Raw genomic sequence first — 26,165 nt, forward strand, 5'->3', positions numbered from 1 at the left:
CCGGCGTTCAAGAGGAGGATTTCATGAACAAAGCGCTCTGAGCCCCAAGCCCTTTTCGGCCCCGGACCCGGAGTCTTCGTCATGCCTGCCCATAATTTCCCCGCGCCCTCGACGCGCGCCCCGCTCCTCATGCCGGACGGACGGCCGCACGCCGGCACCGTCTTTCTGAACGCCGCCATCGACCATCCGCGCTGGGATGTCGGCGACTACAGCTATGCGTCCTGCCACCGGCCGCCGGACGACTGGGCGATGCATCTGGCGCCCTATCTCTATCCGGATAGCGAAGAGATGCTGCGGATCGGCAAATTCTGTCAGATCGCGGATGGCGTCATGTTCGTCACTGCATCCGCGAACCACCGCTATGACGGCTTTTCCAGCTATCCCTTCGCGATCTTCGACGGCATGGACCCGGCGCGGCCCTCGCTGCCCGACGGCCCCTTTCCCGATACGGTCGTCGGCCATGACGTCTGGATCGGCCAGGGCGCGAAAATCCTGCCGGGCGCCAAGCTGGCAAGCGGCACCATCGTCGGCGCGGGCGCGGTTGTGGGCGGGACGACGAATCCCTACAGCGTCGTGGCGGGCAACCCGGCGCGGGAGATACGCCGCCGCTTCAGCCAAGCGGCAACTCGCCGGCTGCTCGACCTTGCCTGGTGGGACTGGCCGATCGATACGATCCTTTCCCATGAGGCGGCGATCTGCGGCGGCGACCTGGCCGCCCTAGTGCGCGCCGCCGGATCGAGACCGCTCGTCAGTGGCGGCGAAAAGACCTAGGGAGGTGGAGATGGCCGACTTTACCGAGACCCTTACCGACAAGCACATCGCCTTCATCGGGGCGCAGCCGGTGTTCTTCACCGCGACGGCGGCGGAGGGCGCGCGGATCAACCTCAGTCCCAAGGGGCTCGATACCTTCCGGGTCCTGTCGGACCGGGAAGTTGCATATCTGGACCTTGGCGGATCGGGTAACGAGACGCACGCCCACCTGATGGCGGACGGGCGCATCACCATCATGTTCTGCGGCTTCGAGCAGCCCGCGAACATCCTGCGTATCTATGGCCGGGGCACTCCCGTGCTTCCGCAGGACGAGGGCTGGGACGCGCTGGCGCGCCATTTCGAGCTGCTGCCGGGTACGCGGCAGATCTTCCGCATCGCCATCGAGACTGTACAGACGAGCTGCGGCTGGGGCGTTCCGCTGATGCATGTGGACCGGGCGCGCGATACGCTGACCAAGGCGCATGCCAATGCCGACGGAGAGGCATGGGTCGACGAAGTGCAGACCCGCACCTCCTCGATCGACGGCCTGCCGGTCAGGCCCACCGACCGTTATTTCGGCCCGGAAGGCGGCAAGGGCGCGAAAAGCCTTTAGACGCGGGAACGGGGCCGGGAACGGGAACGAGGCCCGCGTCGCCGCAGGCCCGCCGCCGTCAGTGCGCCTAGTCCGAGAAGACCGAACGAGGCCGGGGACGGTATTGCGTCGGCCTGGAAAAACTGGATTTCGCTGACGAACACCCAATGGTCGCGGCCGTCCCGAAGGCGGTTCATGCGAAGCGCGATCCTGTCGACATCGGGCATGGCAGAGGTATCGAGTGTAATCGCGGTCGGTCCCGTCCCCGCCGGATCGGAGAAGAAATATTCCTGATCGAAAACGACCGTGCCGTCGCGCCAGGCCGACATGCCTACGCGCGGGATATGGTCAACGCCGCCAACACCGTCCGCGTCATCCTGATGGATGACGATAGAGTCGATGACCGCCGGATCGGCAAAATGGAAGACCGGCACCGGATCGGCGTCGATCCATCCCACATAGGCCTTGCCGCCGCCCGGCCCCTCTTCGACCGGCCAGGGCTGCGTGGCGATCACGCCGTCCGTCAGGTCGCCGGAGCCGCCAGAGAGATATCCGTAGCGGTTCGTCTTGTCGCCCAGACCATCGTAGCTGTCGTCGAAATAGGTATAGGTCCCGGCGTCACCGTTCGGCGTGTCATAGTAATCGGGAACGATCTGCACCGCGCCCGCCGGAAGCGGCAGCAACAGGGCAACGGTCAGGAACTTGCCAGATTTCATCTTTGAGGCCTCCACGCGCGGGGTGCCGAGCAAAGGTCGTGCCGACATCAGAAAGTCGCGCTATCCTAAGGCCTTGAAATGATGGGTCCTGCGCGGCCGCCCACATGTCGTAAAGACAGCCGACACCGACTGAGTTATGCCGCTTTGCCATGATCGAACTGGCCGTGTTCCATAATCCCGTCGAAGCCGACCTTGCCCGCGCGCGGTTGGACGCCGCGGGGATCGAGGCGCTGCTCCTCAATCACAATACGGGCGGCCTGTTCGGCGGCGCGCTGATGCCCTCGCGCCTGATGGTGCTGGCGGAGGACGAAGCGGAGGCTCGCCGCCTGCTCGAAATTTGAGCAGAGGTGACATTCTGCTGCAGAAATAGGCGGCTCTCGCCCGTTAATCCTGCATCAATCTATTCGCGCCCGCAGCGAAACGGGACTTGGCACGGTTCCTGCTGCGTCACCTGGCAGCGGGTTAACTACGCCATGAGAGAAAGGGGGGCGACGCGAACGATGAAGCTGATCATCGCTATCATCAAACCGTTCAAGCTCGACGAGGTCCGACAGGCCCTGGAGGGATTGGGCATCGCCGGCATGACCGTCAGCGAGGTGAAGGGGTATGGGCGCCAGCGCGGCCATACCGAAGTCTATCGCGGCGCGGAGTACGAAGTGACCTTCGTTCCGAAGCTGAAGCTGGAAATCGTCACGACGCTGGAGCTTGCGCCCCGCGTCGTCGAGACGATCCGCGAGACGGCCAACACCGACGCCATCGGCGACGGCAAGATCTTCACCCTGTCGGTGGACGACGTCGTGCGCATTCGCACCGGGGAAACCGCCGAGACGGCGCTGTGATCAAGGAGGGGACATTGAGCAAACTCAAGACAATCTCGGCACTGGGCCTGACCGCCCTGTGCCTGGCGGAACCGGCCCTTGCGCAGCAGGGATCCGAGGAAGCCGCAGAAGCGGTCGCGGTGTCCGGGGGCACCGCCTATATCTTCAACACGCTGCTGTTCCTGATCGGCGGCTTCCTAGTCATGTGGATGGCCGCCGGCTTCGCCATGCTTGAAGCCGGCCTGGTGCGCGCCAAGAACACCTCGGTGCAGTGCCTGAAGAATATCGGCCTTTATTCCATCGCCGGCCTGATGTTCTGGGTCATCGGCTATTCGATCGCCTATCCGGGCTTCGAAGGCGGGTTCTTCGGCATCGCCAGCTTCCCCTACTTCATGCAGGGCGTGGGTGAAGCGGACGTCGCGACGGGCTATTCGGTCGCGTCGGACTGGTTCTTCCAGATGGTGTTCTGCGCCACCACGGCCTCTATCGTTTCGGGCACCGTGGCCGAACGTGTGAAGATCGTACCCTTCTTCATCTTCGTGACCGTCCTTACAGGCATCATCTATCCGGTGATCGTCAGCTGGGAGTGGGGCGCCGGCTGGCTCGACGCCATGGGCTTCTCCGACTTTGCCGGTTCGACGCTGGTGCACTCGACGGGCGGCTGGGCCGCGCTGATGGGCGCCATCATCATCGGACCGCGCATCGGTCGCTATGTCGATGGCCGCGTGACGGTCTTCGCCGGCGCGAACATCCCGCTGGCGACGCTCGGCACCTTCATCCTGTGGCTGGGCTGGTTCGGCTTCAACGGCGCCTCCCAGCTTGCCATGGGTACGGTGGGCGACGTCAGCGACGTGTCGAAGATCTTCGTGAACACGAACATGGCGGCCGCCGCCGGCGTCGTGGTCGCGATCATCGCCACGCAGCTTCGCTACGGCAAGGCGGATGTCACCATGGCGCTGAACGGCGCTCTGGCCGGCCTCGTCGCCATCACCGCGGAGCCGCTGGCCCCCAGCGTCGGCATGTCGATCATCATCGGCGGTATCGGCGGTATCCTGCCGGTCATCTTCGTACCGATCCTCGACAAGCTGAAGATCGATGACGTCGTCGGCGCCATCCCGGTCCACCTGATCGCCGGTATCTGGGGCACGCTCGCCGTCGCCATCAGCTTCCCGGAAGTCCTGGTGGCCCAGATCATCGGTATCGTTGCCACCGGTGTCTTCGTCTGCATCACGTCCGGCATCGTCTGGTTCGTGCTGAAGGCGACCGTGGGCGTACGCCCGACGGAAGAGGCCGAACTTGCCGGACTGGACGTGTCCGAGACCGGCATCGAATCCTACCCCGAGTTCGTCCGCACCTAGCGGACACTCCGCGGAGGAGGTGGGGCCGGTCGCTTCGGGGGGAAGCGGCCGGCCCTTTCCTTTTGGGGGCAGGGCCGAAGTGGGATCCCAGCCTTCGCCGGGTGCCAAATGCGGGATGCCTGAATGCGAGAGGACAGGGCCCGGCGGGCGGACCCTCTCAGACGAGCGTGAGGCCGCCGTCGAGAACGATGCCAGACCCGGTCACATATTTGCCTTCGTCCGAGCAGAGATAGGCCGCCGCCGCCGCCACATCTTCCGGATCGCCGTAGCGCCCCATGGGGATGGGGGTTGCCTGGCGCATCTGTTCGGGGGTTTCGGCCAACCCCAGCGAGACGAAGCTTTCCTCCAGACGGTCAGCCATCTTCGTCTGGGTCATGCCGGGGTAGAGGCAGACGACGCGGATACCGAGTTGCAGCTGGCCGGCCTCCAGCGCGGCGCATTTGGTGATGTGCGCCACCGCCGCCTTGCTGGCGCAATAGGTCGTCATCGCGGTGGTCGGCTTCAGCCCGGCGACCGATGCCAGGTTGAGGATCGTGCCGCCCTGGCCCGGGGTGGCGCCCGGCTTCATGGCGCGGAACGCCGTGCGGCAGCCGAGCATGACGCCGAAGACGTTGATGTCGAACAGCCGCTTCACTTCGGCCATGTCGAGCGCCTCGACGAAGCCCGCGGTTTCGATGCCCGCATTGTTGATGAGGATGTCGAAGCGTCCGGTCTCCTCGATCAGGCGGACGGCGGCGGTGTTCCAGTCGCGTTCTTCCGTCACGTCTTGGCGCATTGCCAGCGCGCCGTTGCCGATCTCGGCAGCCGCAGCGGAGACGGCCTCTTCGTCGATATCGGTCATCAGGAGGGTGGCGCCTTCGGCGGCAAAGCGCCGTGAGATCGCCAGGCCCAGACCTTGCGCGGCGCCGGTGACGAGCACCGATTTGCCGGCCAGTCCGCGTCCGTCTGCCAAATTGCTGCCGTTCGTCATGATCACTCTCCCCGACCTGTTTCGGGGAGGCTTTGACGGCGCGGCCGCGCGGCGATCAAGCTGGCGAAACTGCTGCCCCCCTCAGGCTGCGGGGCGGTGGGGCCCGGCAGGTGCGCCCGGTGCCCGGCCGGTTGCGGCGGGAGGGTCGCCGAGCCCGGCCTGACGGCGGATTGCTTCGGACGTGAGGCGGCTGCCGTCATGGCTCCAGCCCGGCTCACGCGCGACATAGTTCCAGCGGGCCCGCCAGGTCGGCGCCGCCCACAGGTCCTTTGCAATGCCGACCCATTCATGCACCGCCACCCAGAGCGGATTGAAGCTGCCGAGATTCCTGACGATGCCGTAGCGCAGCGGCTCCTCGGCCGGATCGGGCTCCGGCTCGAACGTGCCGAACAGGCGGTCCCAGATGATGAGCATGCCGGCATAGTTGCGGTCTAGGCAGCGCGGGTTCGTGGCATGGTGGACGCGGTGGTGCGACGGGGTGTTGAACACCGCCTCGAACCATGCCGGCATTTTCTTCGCGCTCTCCGTGTGGATCCAGAACTGGTAGACGAGATTCACGCCCGAGCAGAAGAAGACCATTGCCGGCTCGAAGACGAGAAAGAGCGGCAGCGAAAAGACGAAGCTGAGCGAAACCGTGCCGGTCCAGGTCTGCCTGAGCGCGGTGGACAGGTTGTAGTGCTGCGAGCTGTGGTGAATGACATGGCTCGCCCAGAACCAGCGCACACGGTGCGCGGTACGGTGGAAGGCATAATAGCTGAGATCGTCGGCAAGGAAGCACAGCAGCCATGCCCACCAGGCCCAGCCCGCTTCGGCGATCCGGTAGTCGGAAATGACGATCGCCGCCGCCACGAACATGCCGCCGGTGAGGAGGCCGGCGACCGTGCTGCCGAACCCCATGAGCAGGCTGGTGGCGGTGTCGCGCCACTCGTAATGGCCGGCCGAGCGCCCCTTCAGCCGTACCCAGAGCAATTCCAGGACCATCGCGCCGATGAAGAAGGGGACGGCGATCTCTACGGGATCAGGCAGCTCCATCGATGGCCTTCCTCAGTTTCGCTTCCCAGTCCCCGGCGCGGTCGCCCGCATCGAGCCGCAGCGTCCCGAACATGCGCTCGGGGGTGCGGACGATCAAGACGGAGCCGTCCCGTACGACCGCGGCGCCGGGCCCGGCGAGCCGCACGCTGAGATGGTCGCCATGCGGTTTCAGAAGCGCGATGCGGCCCCCGGCGTCGGCGACAAGCGCGCCGCCGGACATTCCGCACAGAGCCTCCTCGCCGGAAAAGCCGGGCAGGTCGTGGTCCGCCCGTGCGATCGCCTCGCGCCGGTCGAGGGGTGGGCTGCCTTCGCGGAAGACCAGCCAGACCAGCGCGACGATAAGGGCGATGCCGCCGACCGAGACCAGCTGCAGGAGCATGGGGGGAGGGAGCTAGCCCGCCACCTGCCGCAGCGCCGGTTCGAGCGGGGCGAGGTCGTAGCCGGCCTGCGCGGCGAGAGAGACCAGCTCCGAGATGTCGCGGCCGCGGCGCGCCTCGGCGAAGGCCCAGAGCGTCGTCGAGCGTGTGCCGGACCGGCAGAAGAGAAGCGCGGGCCCGTTGCCCGCCAGCGCGTCAGCCATCTCGTCGAGCTGCGCGGCGGTGAGCGGATCGCGCCCGACGGGCACGAAATGATAGGCGAGGCCCGCGTCGCGCGCGGCCCGCTCGATCTCCTCGCCGGCCGGCTGACCCGGCTCCTCGCCATCGGGGCGGTTGTTCACGACCGTGCGGAATCCCGCGGCTCGCACGGCCTCCATCTCCTCCGGGAAGATCTGCGGCGCGGCGGAGGCGTTGAGGTCTAGCTTTCGTATCTCCATCCGGCATGCCAATAGAGAAGCCAATTCAGCGAGTCATTGCTGGAAATCGGGAGAACGTTTCGGGCGTTTTCGCGTTGGGGCGTAGAATAAAGGGAAGCGTACATATGGCTGAAACGACGCTGGCGAACGTCCTCGACGTGCTGAAGGCGGAGAGCAACGAGATCCTGACAGACTGGATCGAACAGGCCGGGGAAGACGGGGCGAAGCGCAGCGACCTGTTTTCCGAGCGCGAGGAACGCGATCAGGCCAAGAGCCTGCTGAACGCCTTTCGCAAGGGCGTGAAGGACGGCCTGAAGGATGGCGACTTCGACCTGGCCGACGATCACTGGTCGGACCTGCGCGGTGTGCTGTCCGAGATCACGCATGAGCGCGTCGAACGGGGCGTCCGCCCCGAGGAAATGGCCGCCCTGATCCTTGCTCTGAAGAGCCCCATCATAGAGCGGATCAAGGAACGGCTCGCCGATAATCCCGACCAGCTGGTGCAGGAAATCCTCTTGCTGTCGCAAGCCATCGACCGGTTCGCGGTTTATACCAGCGAAGTCTTCATCGCCGAGCGCGAGGCCGTGATCGAACGCCAGCGCGAAGAGATGATGGAGCTGTCGACCCCGGTCGTCGAGCTGTGGGACAAGGTGCTGACCCTGCCGCTGATCGGGACGCTCGATTCGCTGCGCGCGCAGGAAGTGATGGAAAGCCTGCTGGAAGCCATCGTCCAGTATCAGGCCGAAGTCTGCATCATCGACATTACCGGCGTGCGTACGGTCGATACGCAGGTGGCGCAGCACCTGCTGCGGACCGCAGCCGCCGTGCGCCTGATGGGCGCGCACTGTATCATCAGCGGCATCAGTCCGAAGATCGCGCAGACCATGGTACAGCTGGGCGTCGATGTCGGCGAGGTTAGCACGCGCTCCTCCATTCGCAGCGCGCTGACCGACGCCCTGACGCGCGTTGGCGTCGCCATCCTTCCTGTCGAGAAAGTAGAGCGGACGGACAAATAATGAAGTCGGCGGCGATCTATCCGGTCGAGGGCGTCCTCCTGGTGTCGATCCAGGACGACATCACGGACACCGATATTCTCGACCTGCAGGACGAACTCTCCACGAAGATCAGCGAGATGGATGCCGAAGGCGTGGTCATCGACATTTCCGCGCTCGACATCGTCGACACGTTCGTCGGGCGGGTGCTGGCGCAGCTGACCGCGATCGCAAGGCTGCTCGATGCGGAGACGTTCGTCGTCGGCATGCGGCCCGCCGTGGCGATGACGCTGGTCGAGCTGGGCATGTACCTGCCCGAAAACCGCACGGCGCTGAACCTGACCCATGCCCTGTCGAAGATGCGGGACACGGCCTCTGAATGAAGTTCGATAAGGCGAAGCGCGCCGCTTCCCTCGATCTTGCCACCGATCGCGACGTCGCACGGGCCCGCACGGTTGTGGGCCGAATCATGAAGGAACAGGACGCGAAAGTTCTGATGCAGACCCGGTTCGTCACCGCCGTCAGCGAGATTGCGCGCAATGCGGTCCGCCATGGCGGCGGCGGCACGATGGAGGTCTACCTGCTGCCGGGAGGGCGCATCGGCGTGGAATGCCGTGACGAGGGTCCGGGGATCGCCGACGTGGAAGCCGCGCTGACGGACGGCTTTTCAACCATAAACAGTATGGGACGCGGTCTGGGCGGAGCGAAGAGGCTGTCCGAACTGTTCATCATAGAGACCATGCCCAACGAAGGAACCACCATCAGGATGACAAGCAGGCTGCGAGGCGGCCGGTGAACCGCTGGATTCGACTTATGGAACCGAGCGGCGTCGCCGAGGCACGCCGCCGCGCACGGCGCTATGCGTCGGGCCTGTCGATGTCGTCCACGCGCGTCGAACATGTCGCCATCGTGGCCACCGAAATCGCGCAGAATGTGCTGCGCCATGGCGGTGGCGGACAGATCATGGTGGAAGCCTTCGGCCCCCCCGGCCTGGAAGTGCTGACCATCGTCGGCCTGGACGAAGGGAGCGGCATCGAGCGGCTGGACCGCATGCTGAAGGACGGCGAGTCGACGAAGAATTCCAGCGGAACGGGCTTTGGCGCGATGCTGCGCCTCTCCGACCGGCTGGACATCGATACGGAGCCGGGCAAGGGCACCTGCGTCGCCGCGGAGTTCAACACGCAGCCCGCCCCGGCCGGCTATGCCGCCGACCATGCTGGTTTTCGGCTGGCCTATCCGGGCGAGCGGCGGAGCGGCGACTGCGTGGCGGTTCGCCGCGCCGGTTCGCGCCTGATCTACATGCTGTCCGACGCGCTGGGGCATGGGCCGAAAGCAGCGGAGGTCGCCCAAGAGGCCGAGACCGCGTTCCGCGCCTCCGAAGGGTCGGACCCGGAATCGATCCTCGACCAGATGAACGATGCGCTTTCGGGTTCGCGCGGTGCGGTGGCCGCCATCCTGTCCGTCGATGTCGAGAGCCGCAGCCTGTCCTATGCCGCCGTCGGCAACATCACGACCCTGATGGTGCACGAGCGGAAGCTGAAACGCCTGCCGGTCCGCGACGGACTGCTCGGCGCCGGATCGCGCAAGCCCCATGTCGAAAGCTTCGAGGTGCCGGAGGACGCAATTTTCCTGATGCACTCCGACGGCCTGTCGATGCTTCGCAGCCTGGACCCCTACAAGTCCCTGCTGCACCGCACTGCGCCGGTCCTTGCCGCCCGGCTGCTGGACGACCTGTTTCGCGGGCGGGACGATGCGAGCATCATCGCCGTTCGGATGAGCCAGGCGAAAGCCCTCTGACGCCATGCAGATCACGACCGTCCGCATCGCCGCCGAGCCCGACATCGCCCGGGTACGCCAGGTCGGCGACCGGGTCTCGGAAAGTCTGGGCCTACCGCGCTTCGGCCGTACCCGCGCCGTCACCGCCTGCTTGGAACTGGCACGCAATGCGCTGCAATATGCCGGCGGCGGGCGCGTCACCTTCCGCGCCTATCGCGACGGCGACCAGAGCCTTCTTGCCATCGCCGTATCCGACCAGGGGCCGGGCATCGACAATGAGAAGGATATCATGCGCGGCCGCTCCACCTTCGGAAAGGACGAAGGGCTTGGTGCGGGCGGCCTAGGCCTCGGCCTGCGCGGCGTGCGGAGAATTGCCGACCGGTTCGATCTGAAGACCGGGTCGGAAGGGACGCACATCGAGATATCCTTCGAGATCCCGGTCAATCCGGCAACACTGCCCGACCGGGTGAAGCAGGCGGCGGACGAGTTGCTGACCATGGAGAAGACCGATCCGGTCGCCGAATTGTCGCGCCAGAATCGCCAGCTTGCCGAAGCGCTGGCCGAACGCGAACTGCTGATCAGTGAGGTTCACCACCGCACCGGCAACAACCTGGCGCTGATCCTGGGCTTCATCCAGCTGAGCCGCCGCAGCACGAACAGCGACGAAACGCGGCAGATCCTGCTGGAGCTGGAAATGCGCGTGCATTCGGTGGCTAAAGTCCACCAGGAATTGCAGCGCGCCCAGCAGTCCGACCAAGTCGACCTGCTGCCCTTCCTGAAAAGCGTGTCGAACCACGCGGCGGAGGCATTTTCCTCGGACGATTGTCAGGTAAACGTGCATGTTGGCGGCGCCTCGGCGCTCGTGCGCAGCAGCGTCGCGATCGACCTGGGACTGATCGCCGGCGAGCTGATTACCAATTCATTCAAGCATGCCTTCACGGGCCGTAGCGAAGGCCGCATCGATGTGCGCTTCGAACATGACGACACCGTCGACGGGCCGGGAGCCTTCAGCCTGCACATCGGCGACGATGGGAAGGGGCTGGCCAAGGAGGAAAAGCGTCCAGAACGTCCCGAATCGCTCGGCTGGCGCATGATCCGGTCGATGGCACGGCGGCACGGCGGGACCATCGCGACGAGCAGCGAAACGGGGTTTCAGACCGTTATCGAGTTCCCGCCCGAGCTGGTGCTGGAAAGCGACTAGCCGTCGCACCGCTGGCGCAGGTCCGGTCTCCGCCTCACCGCGTTCCTAGCGGCCCGCCCCCACATAGACGAAAGGTGCCCAGAATGCAGGGTGCCGGTAACGCGCATCGTCGCCATCCATCAGGGAAAGCTGCGCCTCGCGCAGGCCAGAGGCGGGGTCGGCGCCGCGCTCGTAGCGGGCACGAACGGCCGGAACGGTAAGCCGGGCGGCCACATCGTCTGCGACTTCCCAGTGCGAGACGAGAAGATTGCGCGCTCCCGCATAGAGGAATGCGCTGGCCAGACCCGAAAGACCCGATGCGCCGGCATATTCCGGCCCGGCGGTGTTGCAGGCGGACAGAATGACCCAGTCGGCGTCGAGCCGCATGCCGGCAATTTCGCTGGCCAGCAGGAGGCCGTCGGACTGTTCGCCGGGCGTCAGGGCGAGGGCGGGTTCGGTAAGACCGGCAAGCTCGCCGTCGAGCAGGCCGTGGGTGGCGAAGGCAACGATGTCGGCCGGAACGGCCAGCGCCGCTGCCACATCTTCCTCCCGCGCATCCTGACCGACGAGCAGGACGCGATCCTTCGCGTCGATCGCCTGGGCTATGGCATCGAGTTCCGCCTGCGCCTCCGGCAGGGCGGGAAGACCCGAAAGTCCGTCACCCGCCTCGAACGCCGACCTGAGAAGGGCGCTGTTCTGGCCGAGTTCAGGGGCACCTATGGCGATCACCCGCCGCGCCTGTCGCGAACCGGGCGGCGCGCCCTCCAGCAGGAGGCTGAGCGACGGAAGCGTGGCCAGCGCGTGGCGTCGAACCAGCCAGTCGGCCTCTTCCAGCCGCTGGGTTGTCGGCGCCGCGGCGAGAACTGCGAAGGGCAGGCGGCTGAGCGGGCCGCCCGCCATGACGAGAAGTTGCGTCCGCTCGCCGATGGCCTCGCGGATCTTTGCGGGGAACAGGGCCTGGTGAAGAGCGGATCCCGGGGCGAAGTCGAATGTGCCGGGATCATCCTGCGAAACGAGGAGGCCGCGCAGCCGTCCGGTGGAGCCGAGCGCGCCGCGAAGCTGGTCGGTGAGCATGGCCACCTCCCGTTCGGGAAGCGATGCGCGGTGAAGCGCGCTTCCGCCGGACGTCAGCGCCATGACCCCGAGCGTTTCGGGCCCGGGAACGGCGAGAAGGACCGCCTCGTCGTCCGAAAGGCGCGAGCGGATTCGATCCAGCGTGACGGTCCAGGTCTCGGTCGCAAGAGTTTCGGCGGGACTGCCGGAGAGCGCCGCAAGCTGGGCGGAAATATCCTCGAGCCGCTCCGGGGGGGCGCCGTCTCCAACGGCGCGGAGATATTTTCGGGTCAGACGCTGGCGGGCCTGGATCCGGTCCTGCGCAGCGCGCAGCCGGGTGCCGTCCACGTCGTCCGCCTGACGAAGCCGGGCGCTTCGTACCGCCCGGTCCGCGCCGCCATCGAGGAGATGCTGCGCGGCGAGGAAGACCGCTTCTTCGCTCCCGGAGTCGAGCGCCGCTTCATAGGCCCATCCGCGCGCCTGCCTCAATTCGCGGAGGTCGGTCGCCGCAAGCGCGCCGCCCAGCGCCTGAATCGCCGCGGCCTCTTCCAGGCGGACGGCGCTCGCCAGGGCATAGGCCTCGTCGGCAACGCCCGCCCGGGCAGCCAGCAGACCCAGCCTGACTTCACCGGCAAGGCGGGCGAGGCTGTCGGCGGGGAAGACGCCGCGGCGCGCGGCCTGCACGTCGAAATAGGTGCGGTAGGCCTCTGCTGCGCGGCCCTGGCGTGCCAGGATCGCCGCCACCAGTTCGCCGCTTCCCAGCCGGTCGCGGTGACCCGGCTCGTTTACCGACCGATGCGCCGTGTACACCGCCTCGGCCTCCGTCAGCGCTGCCGGGAGGTCGCCGGCGGCAAAAAGGGCCTCTGCCCGCGCGCGGCGAGCGAGGAGCGAAATGTCCGCCTCCGGTCCGAGGGTTTCGGCGATGATGCCGTAAGTGCCGGTCGACAGGCCGAGCGCTTCTTCGGGCTTCCCCTTCGCCGTCAGGATTCTCGCCAGCGCGGCCTTGTAGCCTGCGGTCTGGAAATGATCGGGTCCAAAGGCTGCCGAGGCGATCTCCACCGCGCGCCGCCCTGCCATTTCAGCTTCGCCGAGCTGGCCTCTCTCCGCCGCCATCTGCGCGAACGTGTTGTAGATGGCTCCCACATAGCCATGCCCCTCGGGGAGGATGGCGGACACTTTCTCGAGGTTCAGCCGCGCCTGCGCGAACGCCTCCTCCATACGGCCCGCGCGGGACAGGTAGACGGGGACGTTTGCGTACCACACGGCGGCGTTGGGTACGGTTCCCTCCAGCCGGTCGGCGACCTGCGCGCTTTCGAGGATCAGGTCTACCGCACGGTCGTAATTGCCGGTCTCGTTCTCGGCATTGGCCACATTGTTGAGCGCGGCGGCCATTTCCTTGATGACGATCCGCTCGTCCGGGCTGTCCGCATATTGGCGGCGGCGCTGGTCGAGCACGCGATATGCCATGTCGCGCGCCGCCTCGTTGCGCCCGGTCTTCATGTACATGACGACCAGCGCGTTCTGGCTGTCGACGACGTCGCCTTCATAGGCGGCGCCGCCGGCGGCTATCAGCGGGAGAAGCCGCTCGAGCCGTGCGATCGCGCCGGCCACGTCACCGTCGAAATAGTCGGCAAGGCTGAGTTCGCTCTCCAGCGAGGCGACGACGGGATGGTCGGCGGGGTAAAGCGTTTTCGCATAGTCGATCGCGCGCTGCCATCCGGCGCGGTTCTCTTCGGTGGCCGCGGCGACATCGATTTCGTCGGCGGCCTTTCGCAGCTCTTCGAGGCGAGCGCGTTCGGCTTCAGTCGGCTCGGCGGCGGCGGGCGCGGCCAGCGAAAGTCCGGCTGCAAGTACCAGAAAGATGAAACGCATGACCGCTGCTCCCCCGAAACGATTCATGAAGGCGAACCGTGTCGCGGGAGGCGGGCAATGTCCATATCCCAGAAGAAGGGGGGCGGCGGACGAACCGCGGACCCCCTTCACCAATCATCACATGGTCCCGCCTAGCTTCCGGGCGCCGTAAAGGCCGCGGCGCCGGTGATTCCCGGGATGCTGCCGTCCGATGAGTCGATCGTGTAACCGATGCCGACCGCCGAGGCGCCGGCCCCTGACAGGAACCCGTTCAGCGTTGCGCCGCACTGGGTGGTGCATGACGCGCCGTCGGAGGTTACCGCAAGCCCGCCCGAGAATTTCATTTCTCCGTCGACCGCGAGGCCGCCATTGGCGGGGTCGGCCGCGCCGCCGGGTGTGGAGAGCGCGAAATTCTCTCCGTCATACCCGACCGCCAGATTCATGCCGACGAGCGCCTGACCCCCGAATGCGACCGCCAGATCACCCGAGAAGGTACCCGGAGCGGCGGGATTTTCACCCCGGCGCGTCGGCGCGGTGGCACCGGCGAGCTGATACTGCACCGTGCCGCTGGCCGGGAGGTCGGTAGCGGGTGTCCCGGCAATGACGTGGACGCCCTCATTCTCGCGGATCGTCGTCGTGCGGCCGAAGGGTTCGGTAACTTCGCCGCCGGCCCAGCGCGACCAGCCGATCAGACCGGCGACCGTACCACTTTCATTCCGGTTGGCGGTACCGATGCCGAACTGGCCGCCGGCGACGGCGGTCGGGACGCCGGCCTCGTCGAAGGTCACCGTATCGCCGCCCCGAAGCGAATTGTTCGTGCCGGTGACATAGACGGAAATCGCATTGTCGATATCGCCGGAGAGTGGGGGGACCTCGGCGCCGCCCCCAGTTCCGCCGAGAACGAGCCCGCCGAGATCGTCGGCAGAGAACGCCACCGCCGCCGCATAGCTCGCCTCCGGCGCGTCGAAGGTCGCCAGTCCGGCAATGTCGCCGAAATCTTCTGAGAAGGCGCCCTGGAAGAACAGGGTGCAGTCGCCCGGCGCGCAGATGGTGCCGCTGTCCTCGGTATAGGCAAGGAAGTCGAAGCCGACGCCGCCCAGCGGGATCGCGGTGCCGCCCTGCGCGTCCGAAGTCTGGAAATTATAGGTCCGGTCGAGGAGGACGTCGATGTCGGCGGCGATGGTCGGGCTGGCGCCGAACGCGACGAGCAGATCGCCCGAGATCGACCCTTCCTCGCCGCCCCCGGTCAGCGGCGTGAACGGTGTCGCGGCGAAGATGCTGTAGGTGATGGTGCCGGCGGTGGGCAGGTCGGTGACCATGCGGCTGTCGATCAGCGAGACGAAGGCCGGACCGAGAGACGTGCGCTCGGTGCCCTCGACCTCGAAACCCTCGCCGAGATAGCGGGCGATGAGGACGTCGTCATTCCCCGCGATGCTGTCGGCCGCCGCGCCCTCGTTCGCAAACAGGGTCCGGCCGAAGGACTCCATGGAGACGGGGGCGAAGGTGCCGTCCTCGAGTACCGCTGCGCCGCCATCGCCGAAGGTGAAGGCGAAACCGCGTTCGGCGGTGTAGGCGCCGGTAACGCGAACCGCGGACGGATCGAAATCGGCAAGCGTGGCCGTTTCGCCGCCGCCCGATCCGGGCAGCGTGCCGACCATCTCGATGCCCTCGACGCCCGCTTCGAACACCGCGGTGCCGACCAGCCCGCCGGCGCTGCTGCCGATGCCGTCGCCGATGGAATAATAGAGGCCGGCAAAGCTGCCATCCTCTCCGAAGAAGCTGCCGACGAACTGACCCGAGCAGCTGCTGGTGCAGCTGGCGTCGTTCAGACCCGAGACGCTGCCTTGGAGGCCAAGGAAATTGAAGTCGTTCTCGAAGATGTTGTTGGTGCCGGAGAAGGCATACGCCCGGTCGCCGAGAAACACTTGGGAGTCGAGCGTAACCGTCGGGGCGGCCGCGAACGCGACCGACAGGCTGCCGGTGAAGGCGCCGGCCTCCTCCGATGCGAGGAAGCGGGTACCGGTCGGCGCCGTTCCCCCAACCAGGCCGTAGCTGACCGTGCCTTCGGTCGGCAGGGCGAGGGGAGAAATCCCCGTCACGATGTGGAATGCCCCGTCGCGGAACGTGTTCTGCAGCGCGGAGCCCCAGCGCGTCCACTGGACGATGTCGCCGATGAAGCCGAACTCTTCAGCCTCTTCGGCGTCGCCTCGTGCGAACGACAGGACGTTCCCGCCAGACGGACGGTAGGTGTAGGCGGCAATCGAGCCGTCTTCCGCGAAGGTCACCTCCGGCGCGGCGCCGGCATTGTTGGTGTTCCGGCCGATATAGGCCACGCGGTAGTCGCTGACCGTGCCCGACGGGGTGACGTCGCGGCTGCCGCCCGGACCTCCCGTCCCGCCGGTTTGAAGCGGGTCGCCCTTCGTGAACGCTGCGGTGCCGATCATCTCGAGGCCGTCATTCTCACGGGCGAAATAGGAGACGGCGAGCTCTGCCGCCTCGCCCCCCGAGATGTAGCCCCGCATTTCGCCGACCAGGTCGATCCCGTTGCGGGTCGCGATAATCAGGCCGCCGTCGGTCTGCGTGGTCTGCCCGAAGAAGAAGCCGGGCGCGAGGTCTTCGCGCAGCGCTATGCCGTTTTCGGCAGTGGCCATGATCCCGCCGACCGTCTGAAGGTCGTAGACACGGTCCGCGAACGTGGTCTGGATTTCCAGGCCGACCTTCGTTTCCGAGCCGAAGGAAATCGCGGCAAGCGCCTTCGTCAGTTCGCCCGTGCTATTCGTGCCCAGAGTCGGGGTCGTACCGCCCGAAAGGTCATATTCGATAAGGCCTTCGGTTGGCATGTCGAAGACCGGCGGGCCTGCGATGACGTGAAGGCCGCTGGACTGGAGTTCGAACGGGCGTTCGGGTGAGGCGTAGGCCGTGCCGCTCACCCAGCGACCCCAGCTGACGCCTCCTGCCGACGCCTGCCCGGTGTCGACCAGATCCGCCTCCCCGATCGAAATTTGCAGCGAGTTGAGCTTGAAATACAGCGGGGCGCCCGTGCTCTCGTCATAAATGACGTCCGAGCGGCTGCGGTCGATCTGGCCGTTGAAGGGCGCGCCGAATTCCTGCTGCGTTCCCCTGAACGCGATGAAGTTGTTCGAAGCGAGCGTCCCCTGCGGAACCGGGAACTCGAACGGCTGCGGCAGTTGACCGAACTCGTCGAATGCGCCGCCACCCTGCAGGAATGCCAGATAGTCGTTCAGGAAGTCCGCCTGCTGCGGGAGCAGCTGGCCAAGGAGTCCGGCGGTCTTCAGGGCCTCGAGATAGGCCTGGAATACCTCGGCTGTCAGGCCCGCGAACTCGCTCGGCACGCCGCCATCCGCGATGAAGGCCAGAAAGGCGTTCAGCGTGCCCACATATTGCTGCACCAGTCCGTCATCGAGACCGAAGCCGCCAAACTCGCCGGGATTGCCGCCCTGCGCCAGGAAATCGAGATAGGCCTGAAGAACAGCCGACTGGGTACCGAAAATGGTGTCGAGAATGCCCGCCTGCGACAGGGCCTGGAGATAGGCCGTTACGACATCTGCGCCGCCTGCGAAGTCGGCCGGGTCCCCGCCGCCCTGAACGAAGGCGATATACGCCTCCACCGCCTGCACATATTGGTCGATCAGAGCCTGTGAGAGGCCGAAACCGCCGAAGTCCGCCGGGTCACCCCCCGCTTCGATGAAGGCGAGATAGTCCTGAACCGCCTGAGCCTGCGCGCCGAGCAGCTGCGCAAGAAGGCCGTTGTCCTCAAGGGCCTCCAGATAGGCGGTGATGGTATCGACGCCGGTGCCGAAATCGGCCGGGTCGCCGCCCCCCTGCAGGAAAGCGATGTAGTTCTGGACCGTGGCTGCATATTGCTGGGCGAGCGCGTCGGAAATGCCGAAGCCGCCGAAGTCGGCCGGGTCGCCTCCCCCCGATACGAAGTCGAGATAGGCGGTGAGCTGATCCGCATATTGACCGAGCAGCGGGTTCAGCAGGTCCGCATTGCGAAGAGCCTGCAGATAGGTCGCGATGAGGCTGGCGCTGGTGCCGAATTCGGAGGGGAGACCGCCGTCGCGCAGAAACTGGACATAGGCTTCGACTGCGGACGCATATTGCTGGGCCACCGCGTCGGAAAGGCTGCCGCTGAGGTCGACGAAGCCGTCGAACTGTTCGGGCTCGCCGCCGCCGCGAACGAAGTCGAGATAGTCTTGCAGAGCGCTCGCCTGGGCATCGAGAAGCTGATCGATGAGGCCGGACGCCTCAAGGCTTTCGAGATAGGCAAGGATGGTCTCGGGCGCGACGGAGAAGCTGTCAGGGTCGCCGCCGGCCGATAGCAGCGCGACGTAATTCTCGATGGCCGCCACATAAGCGGAGAGAACCTCCTCATCGAGAAGTGCGCCCGGTGTGACGAAGTCCTGCGGCGTCCCGCCCGTCGAGATGAAGTCGAGATAGGCGGCAAGCAGCCCTTGCTGCTCGGCGGCGATGCGTGACAGCGTGCCGGTCTCTTCGAGATAGGCAAGATAGGCGCTGAGGGCCGAATAACCGATGCCCGGCAAGTCGGCGGCCGCACCGCCCCCGGCGAGCGCGGCCAGATACTGGTTGATCAGCGCGGTGTAAGCCGACTGAAAATTGCCGATCTGCCCGCCGGCGGCGAGGAATTGCAGATAGGCATCGATCAATTGCGGCGTGGCGCCTGAAAAGGCGGTGCCGCCGAGGGCAGAGGCAAGGCTGTCGGAAAAGTCCAGCAGCGTCTCCACATCGCCCGAGGGCAGCTGCCCGACGGTCGCATCGGCCGAAGCGCGGTCGAGCGCCCGTGCTGCGGACACCACGTCACCCTGTGCCCCAAGCGCCTCAAGCGCCTCCCCAAGGGCGACCGGCAAGCCGTTCTCCGCCGCGGCCGAGATACCCCCCTCCTGCAACGAGGCCACGCGGGCCGAGGGCGTGCGCTGGGCGGCATTGGCCATGACGCGGCGCGGCCCCTCGCCGCGCATGGCGCGCCAGGTTTCGCCGCGCGCATAGCGTTCGCGTTCTCCGTTCGCCTCGACGGTCATCGAGCCGCCAAGAACATTTCCGGTGAGTTGCTGGGGCGAGACCGTGAGCGAGGCCGCACCCGCCACCAGTGCGGTGCCAGAGGGGGTCACGATGCGTACCGAGGCCCGGTCGCTCGCCGCAATCGTAATGCCGCCGCGGTCGATGCGAACCTCGTTGCCCTCGACGAGGAAGCCGGCCGCGTCGACCAGGCTGACCAGAGCGCCATTGTCGAGAATGAACTGGGTGGCGGCGGCCGTCACCTCGTAGCGGCGCCCCTCTTCCAGCGTCCCTTCGCCGCCGAAGATGTAGCGGGCAGCCTGAACGGGCGATGCGGAGGCAGCCGAGGCCGCCGCGGCGGCGCCAAGAAGCAGAAGCGTGCGAGTGCGGATCATGTTCTAATCCTTCCCTTAAAACTCGAAGCGGACGCCGACGCTGCCGGTCAGGCGGTCGTAGTCGTAGAGCGGAATGTTGGACCAGTTGCGGGTGTAGGTGACCCGGGGCCGGACGTACGCGTTGTCGGCGATCCGAAATTTCAGCCCGGCCGAGCCATCGATTTGCTCGTCGCTGCGCGAGGCCAGGAACAACGGATCGTCGGCGTCGTAGCGACGGATCTGTCCGCCGACGCCCAGGATGACGGCCACGCCGTCAGCCACAGCCTGCTCAACGCCGGCATTGGCGCGCAGATAATCGAAGGAAAGATGGTCGCCGGCGGCGCGGCGCGTTTCCTCGTGACCGCCTGATGCCTGCACGACGAGTGTGCGCGCAGCATAGGCGACACCGATCCCGTAGCGGTCGGAATCGCGCAGGGGGTCCCCATCGAAATTCTGCCGGAAGTATTCGCCGGAGAAAGACAGGGCTTTGCCGCCCTCAAGCCGATTCGTGAACTGGAGGATGCCGCCCACGGCCTGGCGGTAGCTGTCGCCGCCAAGCCAGAATTGCTGCGCCTGTGCGGATAGCGAAAGGACATCGCGGGACGCGAAGGTGTGCGCCGCCCCGACCGTGCCGGTAAGGGCAATCTGGTCGAAGCCCTCGCTGTCCATATTGTTGCGCCAGTTGGCGAGCCCGGATGCGAAGAACCTGGCCTGGCGCGAGGTCGCGACGACCCCGGATACGCCGCCAACAACCTCTGAGAAGACATCCTCGTCCGCCGTCGCCCCCGGCCCGAGCACACCCGGTCCGAACCCCGCAAAGAGGGGAATGACGATCGAATCCTCGTCGGTCGCTGCGTTCACATTGGTGTCGTAGCCAAGCGAGGCGTCGAGGAAGCCGGACACGCTGGAGCCTCCGCCCGCAATCTGCCGGTCATAGGTCCGCACGATGCGGTCGAAGCGCTGGCGGACCGGGTCTGGCAGGCTGGGATCCTGCAGCGCGGTATCGAATTCCGCCCGCGCGGTATCGATGTCGCCGCCAAGGGCATAGGCGCGGGCCAGTTCGGCGCGGGCCTGCGAATTGTCGGGCTGGACGGCAAGAACGCGCTGTAGCGCGATGATCGCCTCCGCCGGCCGACCCGCATCCGCAGCGGCGATGCCGAGCGCATAGTCGAAGTCGGGGTCGCCCGCCCGGTTTTCCACACGCGCCGACAAAAGTTCGTAAGCCTTGTCGGCTTCACCTGCGGCCTGCAGCCGAAGCGCCGTCTGGACGGTCTGATCGACCGCCGCATCCACCGGGGCGGCAAGCGAGATCGCGCACCCCCCGGCGGCCAGAAGAACAGCAATGATCCGCATTCGAATCCCCCGCACTTTGTTCGTCCCTGTCTTGGAAGGGATCGTTTTCAATGTCTTCTTACGAAACCTGACGCATCCCGGCGAGGCGCGGCAGCGTAAGGGTCGCGCGGGCTCCGGGAGAGAGGTCGGTGAGGCTGAACTCGCCGCCATGTCTGCGCGCAACGGCCCGCACGATCCTGAGGCCGATGCCATGACCGCCGAGTGTCGACGCCTGGCCGCGCGGCTTTGCGGTCAGGCCGATCCCGCTGTCGCGGACGGAGATGGCCACGCAGTCCTCCGTGCAGTCGACGGCCACGACGATGTCGCTGCCCTGCGCACTTGCCTTGATGGCGTTGTCGATCAGGTTGGCGGCCGCGCGCACGATAAGCGAGGCATTGCCGGCGGCGGTGCAGCGGGTGAAGTCGCGGCGGATGGTGATGCCATATTCGTCTTCCGCCACGGCCTCGTAGAGATCGATGGCATCCTCCACCGCCTGGACGACGTCGAAAGGGGTGGTCGTGACGGGCGCCTCGGTCTCGATCTCGCGAAGGTCGAGGAGCGCGTTGAACGACTCCATCAGGCGGTCGAGTTCGGTTGCCGCGAGGCGGATTTCGGCTCCGCAGCGGTCGTTCCCGGCCAGATCCTCGATCCGTGACAGTCGACCCTGCACTCTCGCGAGCGGGGTCCTGAGATCGTGAGCCAGGCCGTCGGTGGTATCGCGCAGCGCCTCCAGCCGCCGTTCCAGTTCGTCCAGCATGCGGTTCATGTGGCGTGCCAGAAGGGCGATTTCGTCGCCCCCGGAAACGGTATGGCGGGCGTGCACGTCGCCGCCCTCAACATCCTCGCACAGCTGGTTCAGTTCGGCGATGCGGCGGCTGATACTGCGCCCGACGATCCATGCGGCGAGGGCGGCCATGGCGATGATGAGGAGGGCAATCGCTGCGCCCCAGCCAAGAAGGGTCTCGCGCAGGGGCCCGGTGCCCTGAACGGTGCGGCCCACGAGAACCTCGCTGCCGTCCGCAAGCTGCCGCCTTATGCCCGCCGCACGCGCGCCGTCCGCCCCCTCGAACAGGACATAGCCACCGCCCAGCGGCCGCGTCGCCGGCCAGTCCGCCGGGCGCTGTCCGGGCGTGCGCAGGTGGACGATGCGCAGCTGCCCTTCCTCCTCCGCGATGCGGCCGATCTCCTGCAAGGCGCTGCGTCCCATGACGGCGAGTTCGGGGTCGGTGAGGACGCCGGGAAGCTTCGTCTCGAGGCTGGCGAGGTCGCGCGCTGCACCCTCGGCGGCGCTGAGCTGGCGCGCCTCCCTGTCGATCAGCAGCATGCCGACAATGGCGATCGCCACGGCGGCGCAGGCGATGAGGGCCACCAGGACCGCCCCCTTAGCCGGAATGGCGAGACCGGGCCGCCCGTCGCGCCTCATATCGCGCCGAGGTCGCGCAGCATCAGACCCCGGCCCCTGACCGCGACGATGAGCGGCTTCAGCGATTCGGGGATGGGCTCGCTGGCGGCGTCCAGCTTCTTGCGCAGGCGCGAGACGTGGACGTCGATGGTGTTGGTCGCATTGGCGGGCATGAAATTATAGTCCGACCAGCAGCGGCTCCACAGCATCGAGCGGGTGACCGGAAGGCCGCTATTTTCCGCCAGTACGAGAAGAATGCCATGTTCGCGCGGGGTCAGGTCCAATGCCTCCTCGCCCAGCCGCGCGGTCAACGTGGCGGGATCGACCATGAGCGGGCCGTTCTGAACGGTTCGTGTCCCGCGTTCCGGCTCCTGCACCTGGCGCCTGAGAAGCGCGGCAAGGCGTGCCAGCAATTCGAGATCGCCGACCGGTTTGACGACATAGTCGTCGCCCCCCGACGCAATTCCCTCGACTCGCTGGCGTTCCGTGCCGAGAGCCGTGAGGAACAGGGCGGGCGAGCCCGAGGAGGCACCCGACGCGCGGATGCGTTCGAGCGCGGCCAGGCCGTTCAGCCCAGGCACCTGCCGGTCGAGCACAAGAATGTCGAAGGGTTGCGCCCCGGCACGGGCGACAGCCTCCTCCCCGTCCGCCACCACGTCCACATCGGCAAAGCCATGTCGGCTGAGCACCGACGCGAGATGCCCGGCAAGTTCGGGTTCGTCCTCGAGCACAAGGGCCGTTCGGCCGAGAAACATGCCGCGCAGGCGGTCGTCGAGATCTGTGGGGTCCTCGGCCATGAACGAACATTGCCGCCCCCGCATGCGAAAGAAAAGAACGAGCGGCGGATTGTTCAGCTTACTTAAGGCGGGGGCATCTGGCGCAGCGCCCCCTTGGAGCCTTATGGTGGGCCATGGTCGGCACATTCGCCCTTACGATCCGTATCGCAGCCGCGGCGGCTTTTCTCGGCGCCTGCACAGCGCCGACGCATGAGACGTCAACCTATTCGAGTGAGGCCGCGGACCGGCATGTCGGCGGCGAGGGAGCACCGACTGAAGCGCAGGACCGGGCGGAACTGGCCTTTCGCCTCGCGGCTCAAGCGCGCGAAGACGGCGATGCGGACGCGATGCTGACGGCAGCGCGGCTGATGCTGCGTAGCGGGACGCGTCCCGCGCGGCTTGAGGCCGGAGTGCTGACCGCGGAGCCCGGTCGAGATGCGGTCGTCGCCGCCTGGGCGCGGGAGGCGATCCTGCTGGCCGACGCGGATCGCGGCGTGACGGAGAGGGCGGAAGCGCTGATGCAGGCGCGCCCGCGCGGTATTCTCGAAAGCGGCCTTGGCGCGGGCCCCTTGCGCCTCGTCCAGCGCCTCGATCTCGGCGAAGCACTCACCCTGTCGCTCGTGGCCGAGCCCGGAACCGATTCCAGTGTCGCGGCGATCGGCGACGGCGATGCGCGGCTGGCCCTTGCCGTCCGCGCGGGACGGCAGACGATCTGCACCGGCGAGAGGCGGACCACCCACGCCATGTGCGCCTGGCGCGCACGGCAGACCGACCATGTTGTCCGCCTGACGAACGAAGGTCCGCTCGCCAGCGAAGTGATGCTGCTGTCGAACTGAGCCGCCGCGCGCTCAGGGCGGATCGCCGACCCGGAAGCGAAGCACCTGCGCGGACACCGGTTCGTCGCTGCCGAGCGGGCGGCGGAGGAGAACCAGGCGGTCCATTCCCGGCGGGAGGGGCCTCTCCGTCTCGGGGTCGCGGTCGACGAAGGTGAAGGACAGCCGCGCCGGCCGGCCTAGTCCGACCGGATAGCCTTCGATCGGGGAGACCAGCGTCTGATGGCCCGCACTGTCGACATACCAGGCGTCGACCCGCCCGAGCTCGTCATCGTCGACCGAGAGGAGGACAAGGTCGCAGTGGGATAGCGCGAGCGGCGCGGCGGAAAGGTCGATTTCGGCGGGCGGCCCGGCCTTGCCGTCGGGACAGCGGTCCTGTGCGGCCCGGTGGGCGGAAAGGGAGAGCCGTGCCGGGTCGAGCCGGGCGGCGAACTCGAGCGGGCCGGGAACGGTCCCCGCAAAGAAGAAGGCCGCACCGATCTGGCCGCCGAGCACAGTTGAGCCTGCGGAGGCTGGCGTACCGCGTGCGGCGGCGAGTTGCTTGCGCGCGAGCATGGCAAAGGTCGCGGGGTCCCCGTCGATGGCAGCGGCAAGCGAGCGTGTGAAAAGTCCCCCCGACGGGCCGCCAAAGGCCGGGCGGTCACTCGGACTGGCAGCAAAGGTCACCAGCCGCCCCGCACCCGCGCGGCGGTCCGCCTCCACCCATGGGTCGGCGAGCCCGCGCGCCCCGCGGCGAACGGTCTGCGGCAATCCGAGCAGGGCGGGCGGCAATGTCCGCGGCTGCAGGGCGGCCCCGCTGCGAACGGCGCCGCCGGACGCACAGCTGTCGATGACGAGGAACACATCGGCGCCTCGGCTGCGCAGGCGGTCCACGACATCGCCGATCTCGTCGTCGGAGAGGCTGCCGGGAAGACGCCGGGCGTCCGGCTGCCAAGGCGCCGCGTCGGCCAGCAGCAGCACCTCGTCGAGGCCGTCCGCCTCGTCGAGGCGGCCATTGTCCGGAATGCGCGCGCCGTGCGCGGAGAGGTAGAGGAGAATGCGGTCGCCGCGCTCGGCCTGTCCGACAAGTTCGGCAAAGGCGCGGTTCACCCTTGCCGTCGCCGCGTCCGCGCCGCTCAGGATGACGAGCTCGGGCGTTGCCGCCCTGGCGTCTGCGGGGCGGTCCGCAGTCATACGCGTCCATGCGCTGCGCATCAGCGCTACGTCGGCGTCCGCCCCGATCAGCTCATAGGGTTTGAGGGCAGGGTGCGAGAAGCTGCCGGCGGCTACGATCAGCGCACGGTCCGCCGCCCGGACGGGGCTGCCGGCGATCGCCAGAAACGCGACCAGAGCGGCAGCGATAGAGGCAAGCGGGAAACGGATGCGGGTCATGGAAGCGGGTGCGGCCAGTCGTCGTAACGTGTTCGAGCGGCCTAGCCCGCACGGCAGGGGCAGGGAAGGCGCAGGCGCTGTGAATTCAGGGTTCGTAAGTTTCTCGCCGCGCGACGCGCGGATACCTTTCAGGCCTACCGTAAGAGATGAGGGACTGGGGACATGAAACAGGCACTTTTGGGATATGCAGCGGCTGCGGCGCTTGCCGCCGGATCGGTGACACCGGCTCTCGCCGCAGACGATGAGGCGCAGCTCGTGCGCTGCGAAACTTCCTATGGCGCCGTCGCGATCACCGACGGCTCCACGCAGGGCTGGACCGAGTATAAGCTGTCCAGTCCCCGTCCATTGATTCAGCAACTGATCGCCCAGTCGGGCTGCTTCACGCTGGTGAACCCGGCAACGGGGGAAGCCGCGGACTATCTGATGGCGGCGGAAGCCGGCAGCAAGGAAGAGATCGACCAGGCCATGAACGCGGCCGCCAGCGCTGCCTCGAGCGCCGCGACCTCTGCGCTGATCCGCTCCGGCGCGCTGTCGCGCGTCCCCGGTGTGGGCGCCGTTGCGGGCCTTCTCGGCGGTTTCGGCGGTAAGAAGAAGACGATTTCCGCCGCGCTTCGGCTCATCAGCCCGCAGAACGGCCTGACCGTCGCCGCCGCGACCGGAGAGCAATCGAAGAGCGTCATGAAAGTCATGAAGGGCTCGGAGTGGAAAGCGCTGGGAGACGAGACCGGCGGCTATACGACGTCGAAGGACGGGCGCATGGTCTCGAGCGCATTCGTGACCGCCTATAACAGCCTGGTCGCCCAAGCGGCGGCATTGCCGCCGGTCCAGACGGCGGCCGCCCCGGAGGCGGGCGCAGCCCAGGCGGCAGAAGAAATCTATGTGGTCGCCATCGACAGCAGCCTGCTCGCTGCGGCGAGCGCCGCGGCAAGTCCGGTTCGCAGCCTGCGTGCCGGGACGGAGCTGGTGCCGACGGGCAACCGCCAGGGCCTCTTCGTCGAAGTGGCCGACAATTACGGCACGACGGGATGGGTTTCGGTCGAAGACCTGCAATAGACCCGGCAGGTCGGACGCCTACTGGCCGCGGTGCGCCTGCCGGCGCCCGCGGCCTTTTTTATGCGCCGCTTTCACGACCCGCTGTCATGAGCCGTGTGCGGCGGGG

23 protein-coding genes are annotated in these 26,165 nt (G+C 67.0%); 12 read left to right on the plus strand and 11 right to left on the minus strand.

Annotated elements, in window-relative coordinates; translation table 11 throughout:
* Window positions 1-81: 81 nt before the first annotated feature.
* On the plus strand, window positions 82-771 hold the full coding sequence (locus KCN53_RS05050; RefSeq protein WP_088711158.1) for a CatB-related O-acetyltransferase: 690 nt from the start codon (window positions 82-84) through the stop codon (window positions 769-771).
* Between the two features lie 10 nt (window positions 772-781).
* On the plus strand, window positions 782-1,363 hold the full coding sequence (locus KCN53_RS05055) for a pyridoxamine 5'-phosphate oxidase family protein (RefSeq protein WP_088711157.1): 582 nt from the start codon (window positions 782-784) through the stop codon (window positions 1,361-1,363).
* Here the strand turns inward: KCN53_RS05055 and KCN53_RS05060 are convergent.
* Complete coding sequence (locus KCN53_RS05060; protein ID WP_088711156.1) at window positions 1,360-2,058, minus strand: hypothetical protein; 699 nt, start codon at window positions 2,056-2,058, stop codon at window positions 1,360-1,362. The two genes, KCN53_RS05055 and KCN53_RS05060, sit on opposite strands and share 4 nt — an antisense overlap.
* Window positions 2,059-2,207: 149 nt before the next feature.
* On the opposite strand from KCN53_RS05060, the gene KCN53_RS05065 reads away from it, so the two are divergent.
* The 3 genes from KCN53_RS05065 to KCN53_RS05075 all read left to right on the plus strand — a co-directional run bounded on the left by KCN53_RS05065 (window position 2,208) and on the right by KCN53_RS05075 (window position 4,234).
* Window positions 2,208-2,399, plus strand: coding sequence for a putative signal transducing protein (locus tag KCN53_RS05065; RefSeq protein WP_088711155.1), 192 nt, complete (start codon window positions 2,208-2,210; stop codon window positions 2,397-2,399).
* 159 nt (window positions 2,400-2,558) lie between these two features.
* Entirely contained in the window at window positions 2,559-2,897 is a 339-nt protein-coding gene (locus KCN53_RS05070; RefSeq protein ID WP_088711154.1) for a P-II family nitrogen regulator, read from the plus strand.
* A gap of 14 nt (window positions 2,898-2,911) precedes the next feature.
* Window positions 2,912-4,234, plus strand: coding sequence for an ammonium transporter family protein (locus KCN53_RS05075; protein WP_224199376.1), 1,323 nt, complete (start codon window positions 2,912-2,914; stop codon window positions 4,232-4,234).
* 157 nt (window positions 4,235-4,391) lie between these two features.
* Here the strand turns inward: KCN53_RS05075 and KCN53_RS05080 are convergent, their stop codons facing one another.
* The 4 genes from KCN53_RS05080 to KCN53_RS05095 form a co-directional block, all read right to left on the minus strand.
* Window positions 4,392-5,204, minus strand: coding sequence for an SDR family NAD(P)-dependent oxidoreductase (locus tag KCN53_RS05080; RefSeq protein WP_088711153.1), 813 nt, complete (start codon window positions 5,202-5,204; stop codon window positions 4,392-4,394).
* 81 nt (window positions 5,205-5,285) lie between these two features.
* Complete coding sequence (locus KCN53_RS05085; protein ID WP_088711152.1) at window positions 5,286-6,236, minus strand: sterol desaturase family protein; 951 nt, start codon at window positions 6,234-6,236, stop codon at window positions 5,286-5,288.
* The gene (locus KCN53_RS05090) at window positions 6,223-6,615 is read right to left on the minus strand and encodes a hypothetical protein (protein ID WP_088711151.1); all 393 of its coding nucleotides are present in this window, start codon (window positions 6,613-6,615) and stop codon (window positions 6,223-6,225) included. The genes KCN53_RS05085 and KCN53_RS05090 overlap by 14 nt, the downstream gene beginning before the upstream one ends.
* A gap of 12 nt (window positions 6,616-6,627) precedes the next feature.
* On the minus strand, window positions 6,628-7,050 hold the full coding sequence (locus KCN53_RS05095) for a TIGR01244 family sulfur transferase (RefSeq protein WP_088711150.1): 423 nt from the start codon (window positions 7,048-7,050) through the stop codon (window positions 6,628-6,630).
* Between the two features lie 104 nt (window positions 7,051-7,154).
* On the opposite strand from KCN53_RS05095, the gene KCN53_RS05100 reads away from it, so the two are divergent.
* The 5 genes from KCN53_RS05100 to KCN53_RS05120 are packed head-to-tail and all read left to right on the plus strand — an operon-like array spanning window position 7,155 to window position 10,998.
* Complete coding sequence (locus KCN53_RS05100; RefSeq protein WP_088711149.1) at window positions 7,155-8,045, plus strand: STAS domain-containing protein; 891 nt, start codon at window positions 7,155-7,157, stop codon at window positions 8,043-8,045.
* The gene (locus tag KCN53_RS05105; RefSeq protein ID WP_088711148.1) at window positions 8,045-8,404 is read left to right on the plus strand and encodes an STAS domain-containing protein; all 360 of its coding nucleotides are present in this window, start codon (window positions 8,045-8,047) and stop codon (window positions 8,402-8,404) included. Before KCN53_RS05100 ends, KCN53_RS05105 begins: the two co-directional genes overlap by 1 nt.
* The gene (locus KCN53_RS05110; protein ID WP_088711147.1) at window positions 8,401-8,817 is read left to right on the plus strand and encodes an ATP-binding protein; all 417 of its coding nucleotides are present in this window, start codon (window positions 8,401-8,403) and stop codon (window positions 8,815-8,817) included. The genes KCN53_RS05105 and KCN53_RS05110 overlap by 4 nt, the downstream gene beginning before the upstream one ends.
* Window positions 8,814-9,818, plus strand: coding sequence for a SpoIIE family protein phosphatase (locus tag KCN53_RS05115; RefSeq protein WP_143712160.1), 1,005 nt, complete (start codon window positions 8,814-8,816; stop codon window positions 9,816-9,818). Before KCN53_RS05110 ends, KCN53_RS05115 begins: the two co-directional genes overlap by 4 nt.
* Window positions 9,819-9,822: 4 nt before the next feature.
* On the plus strand, window positions 9,823-10,998 hold the full coding sequence (locus KCN53_RS05120) for a sensor histidine kinase (protein WP_088711145.1): 1,176 nt from the start codon (window positions 9,823-9,825) through the stop codon (window positions 10,996-10,998).
* 45 nt (window positions 10,999-11,043) lie between these two features.
* Here KCN53_RS05120 and KCN53_RS05125 read toward each other — a convergent pair whose 3' ends face one another.
* From KCN53_RS05125 to KCN53_RS05145, 5 genes are all read right to left on the minus strand, one after another.
* Complete coding sequence (locus KCN53_RS05125) at window positions 11,044-13,902, minus strand: CHAT domain-containing tetratricopeptide repeat protein (RefSeq protein ID WP_172406143.1); 2,859 nt, start codon at window positions 13,900-13,902, stop codon at window positions 11,044-11,046.
* 131 nt (window positions 13,903-14,033) lie between these two features.
* Entirely contained in the window at window positions 14,034-19,313 is a 5,280-nt protein-coding gene (locus KCN53_RS05130; protein ID WP_088711143.1) for a hypothetical protein, read from the minus strand.
* 15 nt (window positions 19,314-19,328) lie between these two features.
* Window positions 19,329-20,645 carry a surface lipoprotein assembly modifier gene (locus tag KCN53_RS05135; protein ID WP_088711142.1) on the minus strand — a complete coding sequence of 439 codons (1,317 nt, stop codon included), beginning with the start codon at window positions 20,643-20,645 and terminating at the stop codon, window positions 19,329-19,331.
* Window positions 20,646-20,703: 58 nt separating this feature from the next.
* Window positions 20,704-21,993, minus strand: coding sequence for a HAMP domain-containing sensor histidine kinase (locus KCN53_RS16130; RefSeq protein WP_143712159.1), 1,290 nt, complete (start codon window positions 21,991-21,993; stop codon window positions 20,704-20,706).
* A gap of 50 nt (window positions 21,994-22,043) precedes the next feature.
* Window positions 22,044-22,823 (minus strand): response regulator transcription factor, encoded by a 780-nt coding sequence (locus tag KCN53_RS05145; RefSeq protein ID WP_088711140.1) that lies wholly within the window; start codon window positions 22,821-22,823, stop codon window positions 22,044-22,046.
* A 113-nt stretch (window positions 22,824-22,936) separates the two neighbouring features.
* On the opposite strand from KCN53_RS05145, the gene KCN53_RS05150 reads away from it, so the two are divergent.
* Complete coding sequence (locus KCN53_RS05150) at window positions 22,937-23,638, plus strand: hypothetical protein (protein WP_088711139.1); 702 nt, start codon at window positions 22,937-22,939, stop codon at window positions 23,636-23,638.
* Between the two features lie 12 nt (window positions 23,639-23,650).
* Here the strand turns inward: KCN53_RS05150 and KCN53_RS05155 are convergent, their stop codons facing one another.
* Entirely contained in the window at window positions 23,651-25,006 is a 1,356-nt protein-coding gene (locus tag KCN53_RS05155; RefSeq protein ID WP_088711138.1) for a caspase family protein, read from the minus strand.
* A gap of 162 nt (window positions 25,007-25,168) precedes the next feature.
* Here KCN53_RS05155 and KCN53_RS05160 point away from each other — a divergent pair, with 162 nt between their 5' ends.
* Window positions 25,169-26,059 carry a hypothetical protein gene (locus tag KCN53_RS05160; protein WP_088711137.1) on the plus strand — a complete coding sequence of 297 codons (891 nt, stop codon included), beginning with the start codon at window positions 25,169-25,171 and terminating at the stop codon, window positions 26,057-26,059.
* The last annotated feature ends 106 nt before the right edge of the window (window positions 26,060-26,165 follow it).

Source organism: Pacificimonas aurantium (genome assembly GCF_020092905.1).
Classification (GTDB): Bacteria; Pseudomonadota; Alphaproteobacteria; order Sphingomonadales; family Sphingomonadaceae; genus Pacificimonas; species Pacificimonas aurantium.

Bases quoted from the DNA above. Each gene is read 5' to 3' on its own strand.
- KCN53_RS05100 (WP_088711149.1), top strand. From the start codon at position 7,155: ATGGCTGAAACGACGCTGGCGAACGTCCTCGACGTGCTGAAGGCGGAG.
- KCN53_RS05060 (WP_088711156.1), bottom strand. From the start codon at position 2,058: ATGAAATCTGGCAAGTTCCTGACCGTTGCCCTGTTGCTGCCGCTTCCG.
- KCN53_RS05085 (WP_088711152.1), bottom strand. From the start codon at position 6,236: ATGGAGCTGCCTGATCCCGTAGAGATCGCCGTCCCCTTCTTCATCGGC.
- KCN53_RS05105 (WP_088711148.1), top strand. From the start codon at position 8,045: ATGAAGTCGGCGGCGATCTATCCGGTCGAGGGCGTCCTCCTGGTGTCG.
- KCN53_RS05145 (WP_088711140.1), bottom strand. From the start codon at position 22,823: ATGGCCGAGGACCCCACAGATCTCGACGACCGCCTGCGCGGCATGTTT.
- KCN53_RS05160 (WP_088711137.1), top strand. From the start codon at position 25,169: ATGAAACAGGCACTTTTGGGATATGCAGCGGCTGCGGCGCTTGCCGCC.
- KCN53_RS05055 (WP_088711157.1), top strand. From the start codon at position 782: ATGGCCGACTTTACCGAGACCCTTACCGACAAGCACATCGCCTTCATC.
- KCN53_RS05135 (WP_088711142.1), bottom strand. From the start codon at position 20,645: ATGCGGATCATTGCTGTTCTTCTGGCCGCCGGGGGGTGCGCGATCTCG.
- KCN53_RS05120 (WP_088711145.1), top strand. From the start codon at position 9,823: ATGCAGATCACGACCGTCCGCATCGCCGCCGAGCCCGACATCGCCCGG.
- KCN53_RS05110 (WP_088711147.1), top strand. From the start codon at position 8,401: ATGAAGTTCGATAAGGCGAAGCGCGCCGCTTCCCTCGATCTTGCCACC.
- KCN53_RS05150 (WP_088711139.1), top strand. From the start codon at position 22,937: ATGGTCGGCACATTCGCCCTTACGATCCGTATCGCAGCCGCGGCGGCT.
- KCN53_RS05155 (WP_088711138.1), bottom strand. From the start codon at position 25,006: ATGACCCGCATCCGTTTCCCGCTTGCCTCTATCGCTGCCGCTCTGGTC.
- KCN53_RS05065 (WP_088711155.1), top strand. From the start codon at position 2,208: ATGATCGAACTGGCCGTGTTCCATAATCCCGTCGAAGCCGACCTTGCC.
- KCN53_RS05125 (WP_172406143.1), bottom strand. From the start codon at position 13,902: ATGCGTTTCATCTTTCTGGTACTTGCAGCCGGACTTTCGCTGGCCGCG.
- KCN53_RS05095 (WP_088711150.1), bottom strand. From the start codon at position 7,050: ATGGAGATACGAAAGCTAGACCTCAACGCCTCCGCCGCGCCGCAGATC.
- KCN53_RS05070 (WP_088711154.1), top strand. From the start codon at position 2,559: ATGAAGCTGATCATCGCTATCATCAAACCGTTCAAGCTCGACGAGGTC.
- KCN53_RS05050 (WP_088711158.1), top strand. From the start codon at position 82: ATGCCTGCCCATAATTTCCCCGCGCCCTCGACGCGCGCCCCGCTCCTC.
- KCN53_RS05130 (WP_088711143.1), bottom strand. From the start codon at position 19,313: ATGATCCGCACTCGCACGCTTCTGCTTCTTGGCGCCGCCGCGGCGGCC.
- KCN53_RS05090 (WP_088711151.1), bottom strand. From the start codon at position 6,615: ATGCTCCTGCAGCTGGTCTCGGTCGGCGGCATCGCCCTTATCGTCGCG.
- KCN53_RS05080 (WP_088711153.1), bottom strand. From the start codon at position 5,204: ATGACGAACGGCAGCAATTTGGCAGACGGACGCGGACTGGCCGGCAAA.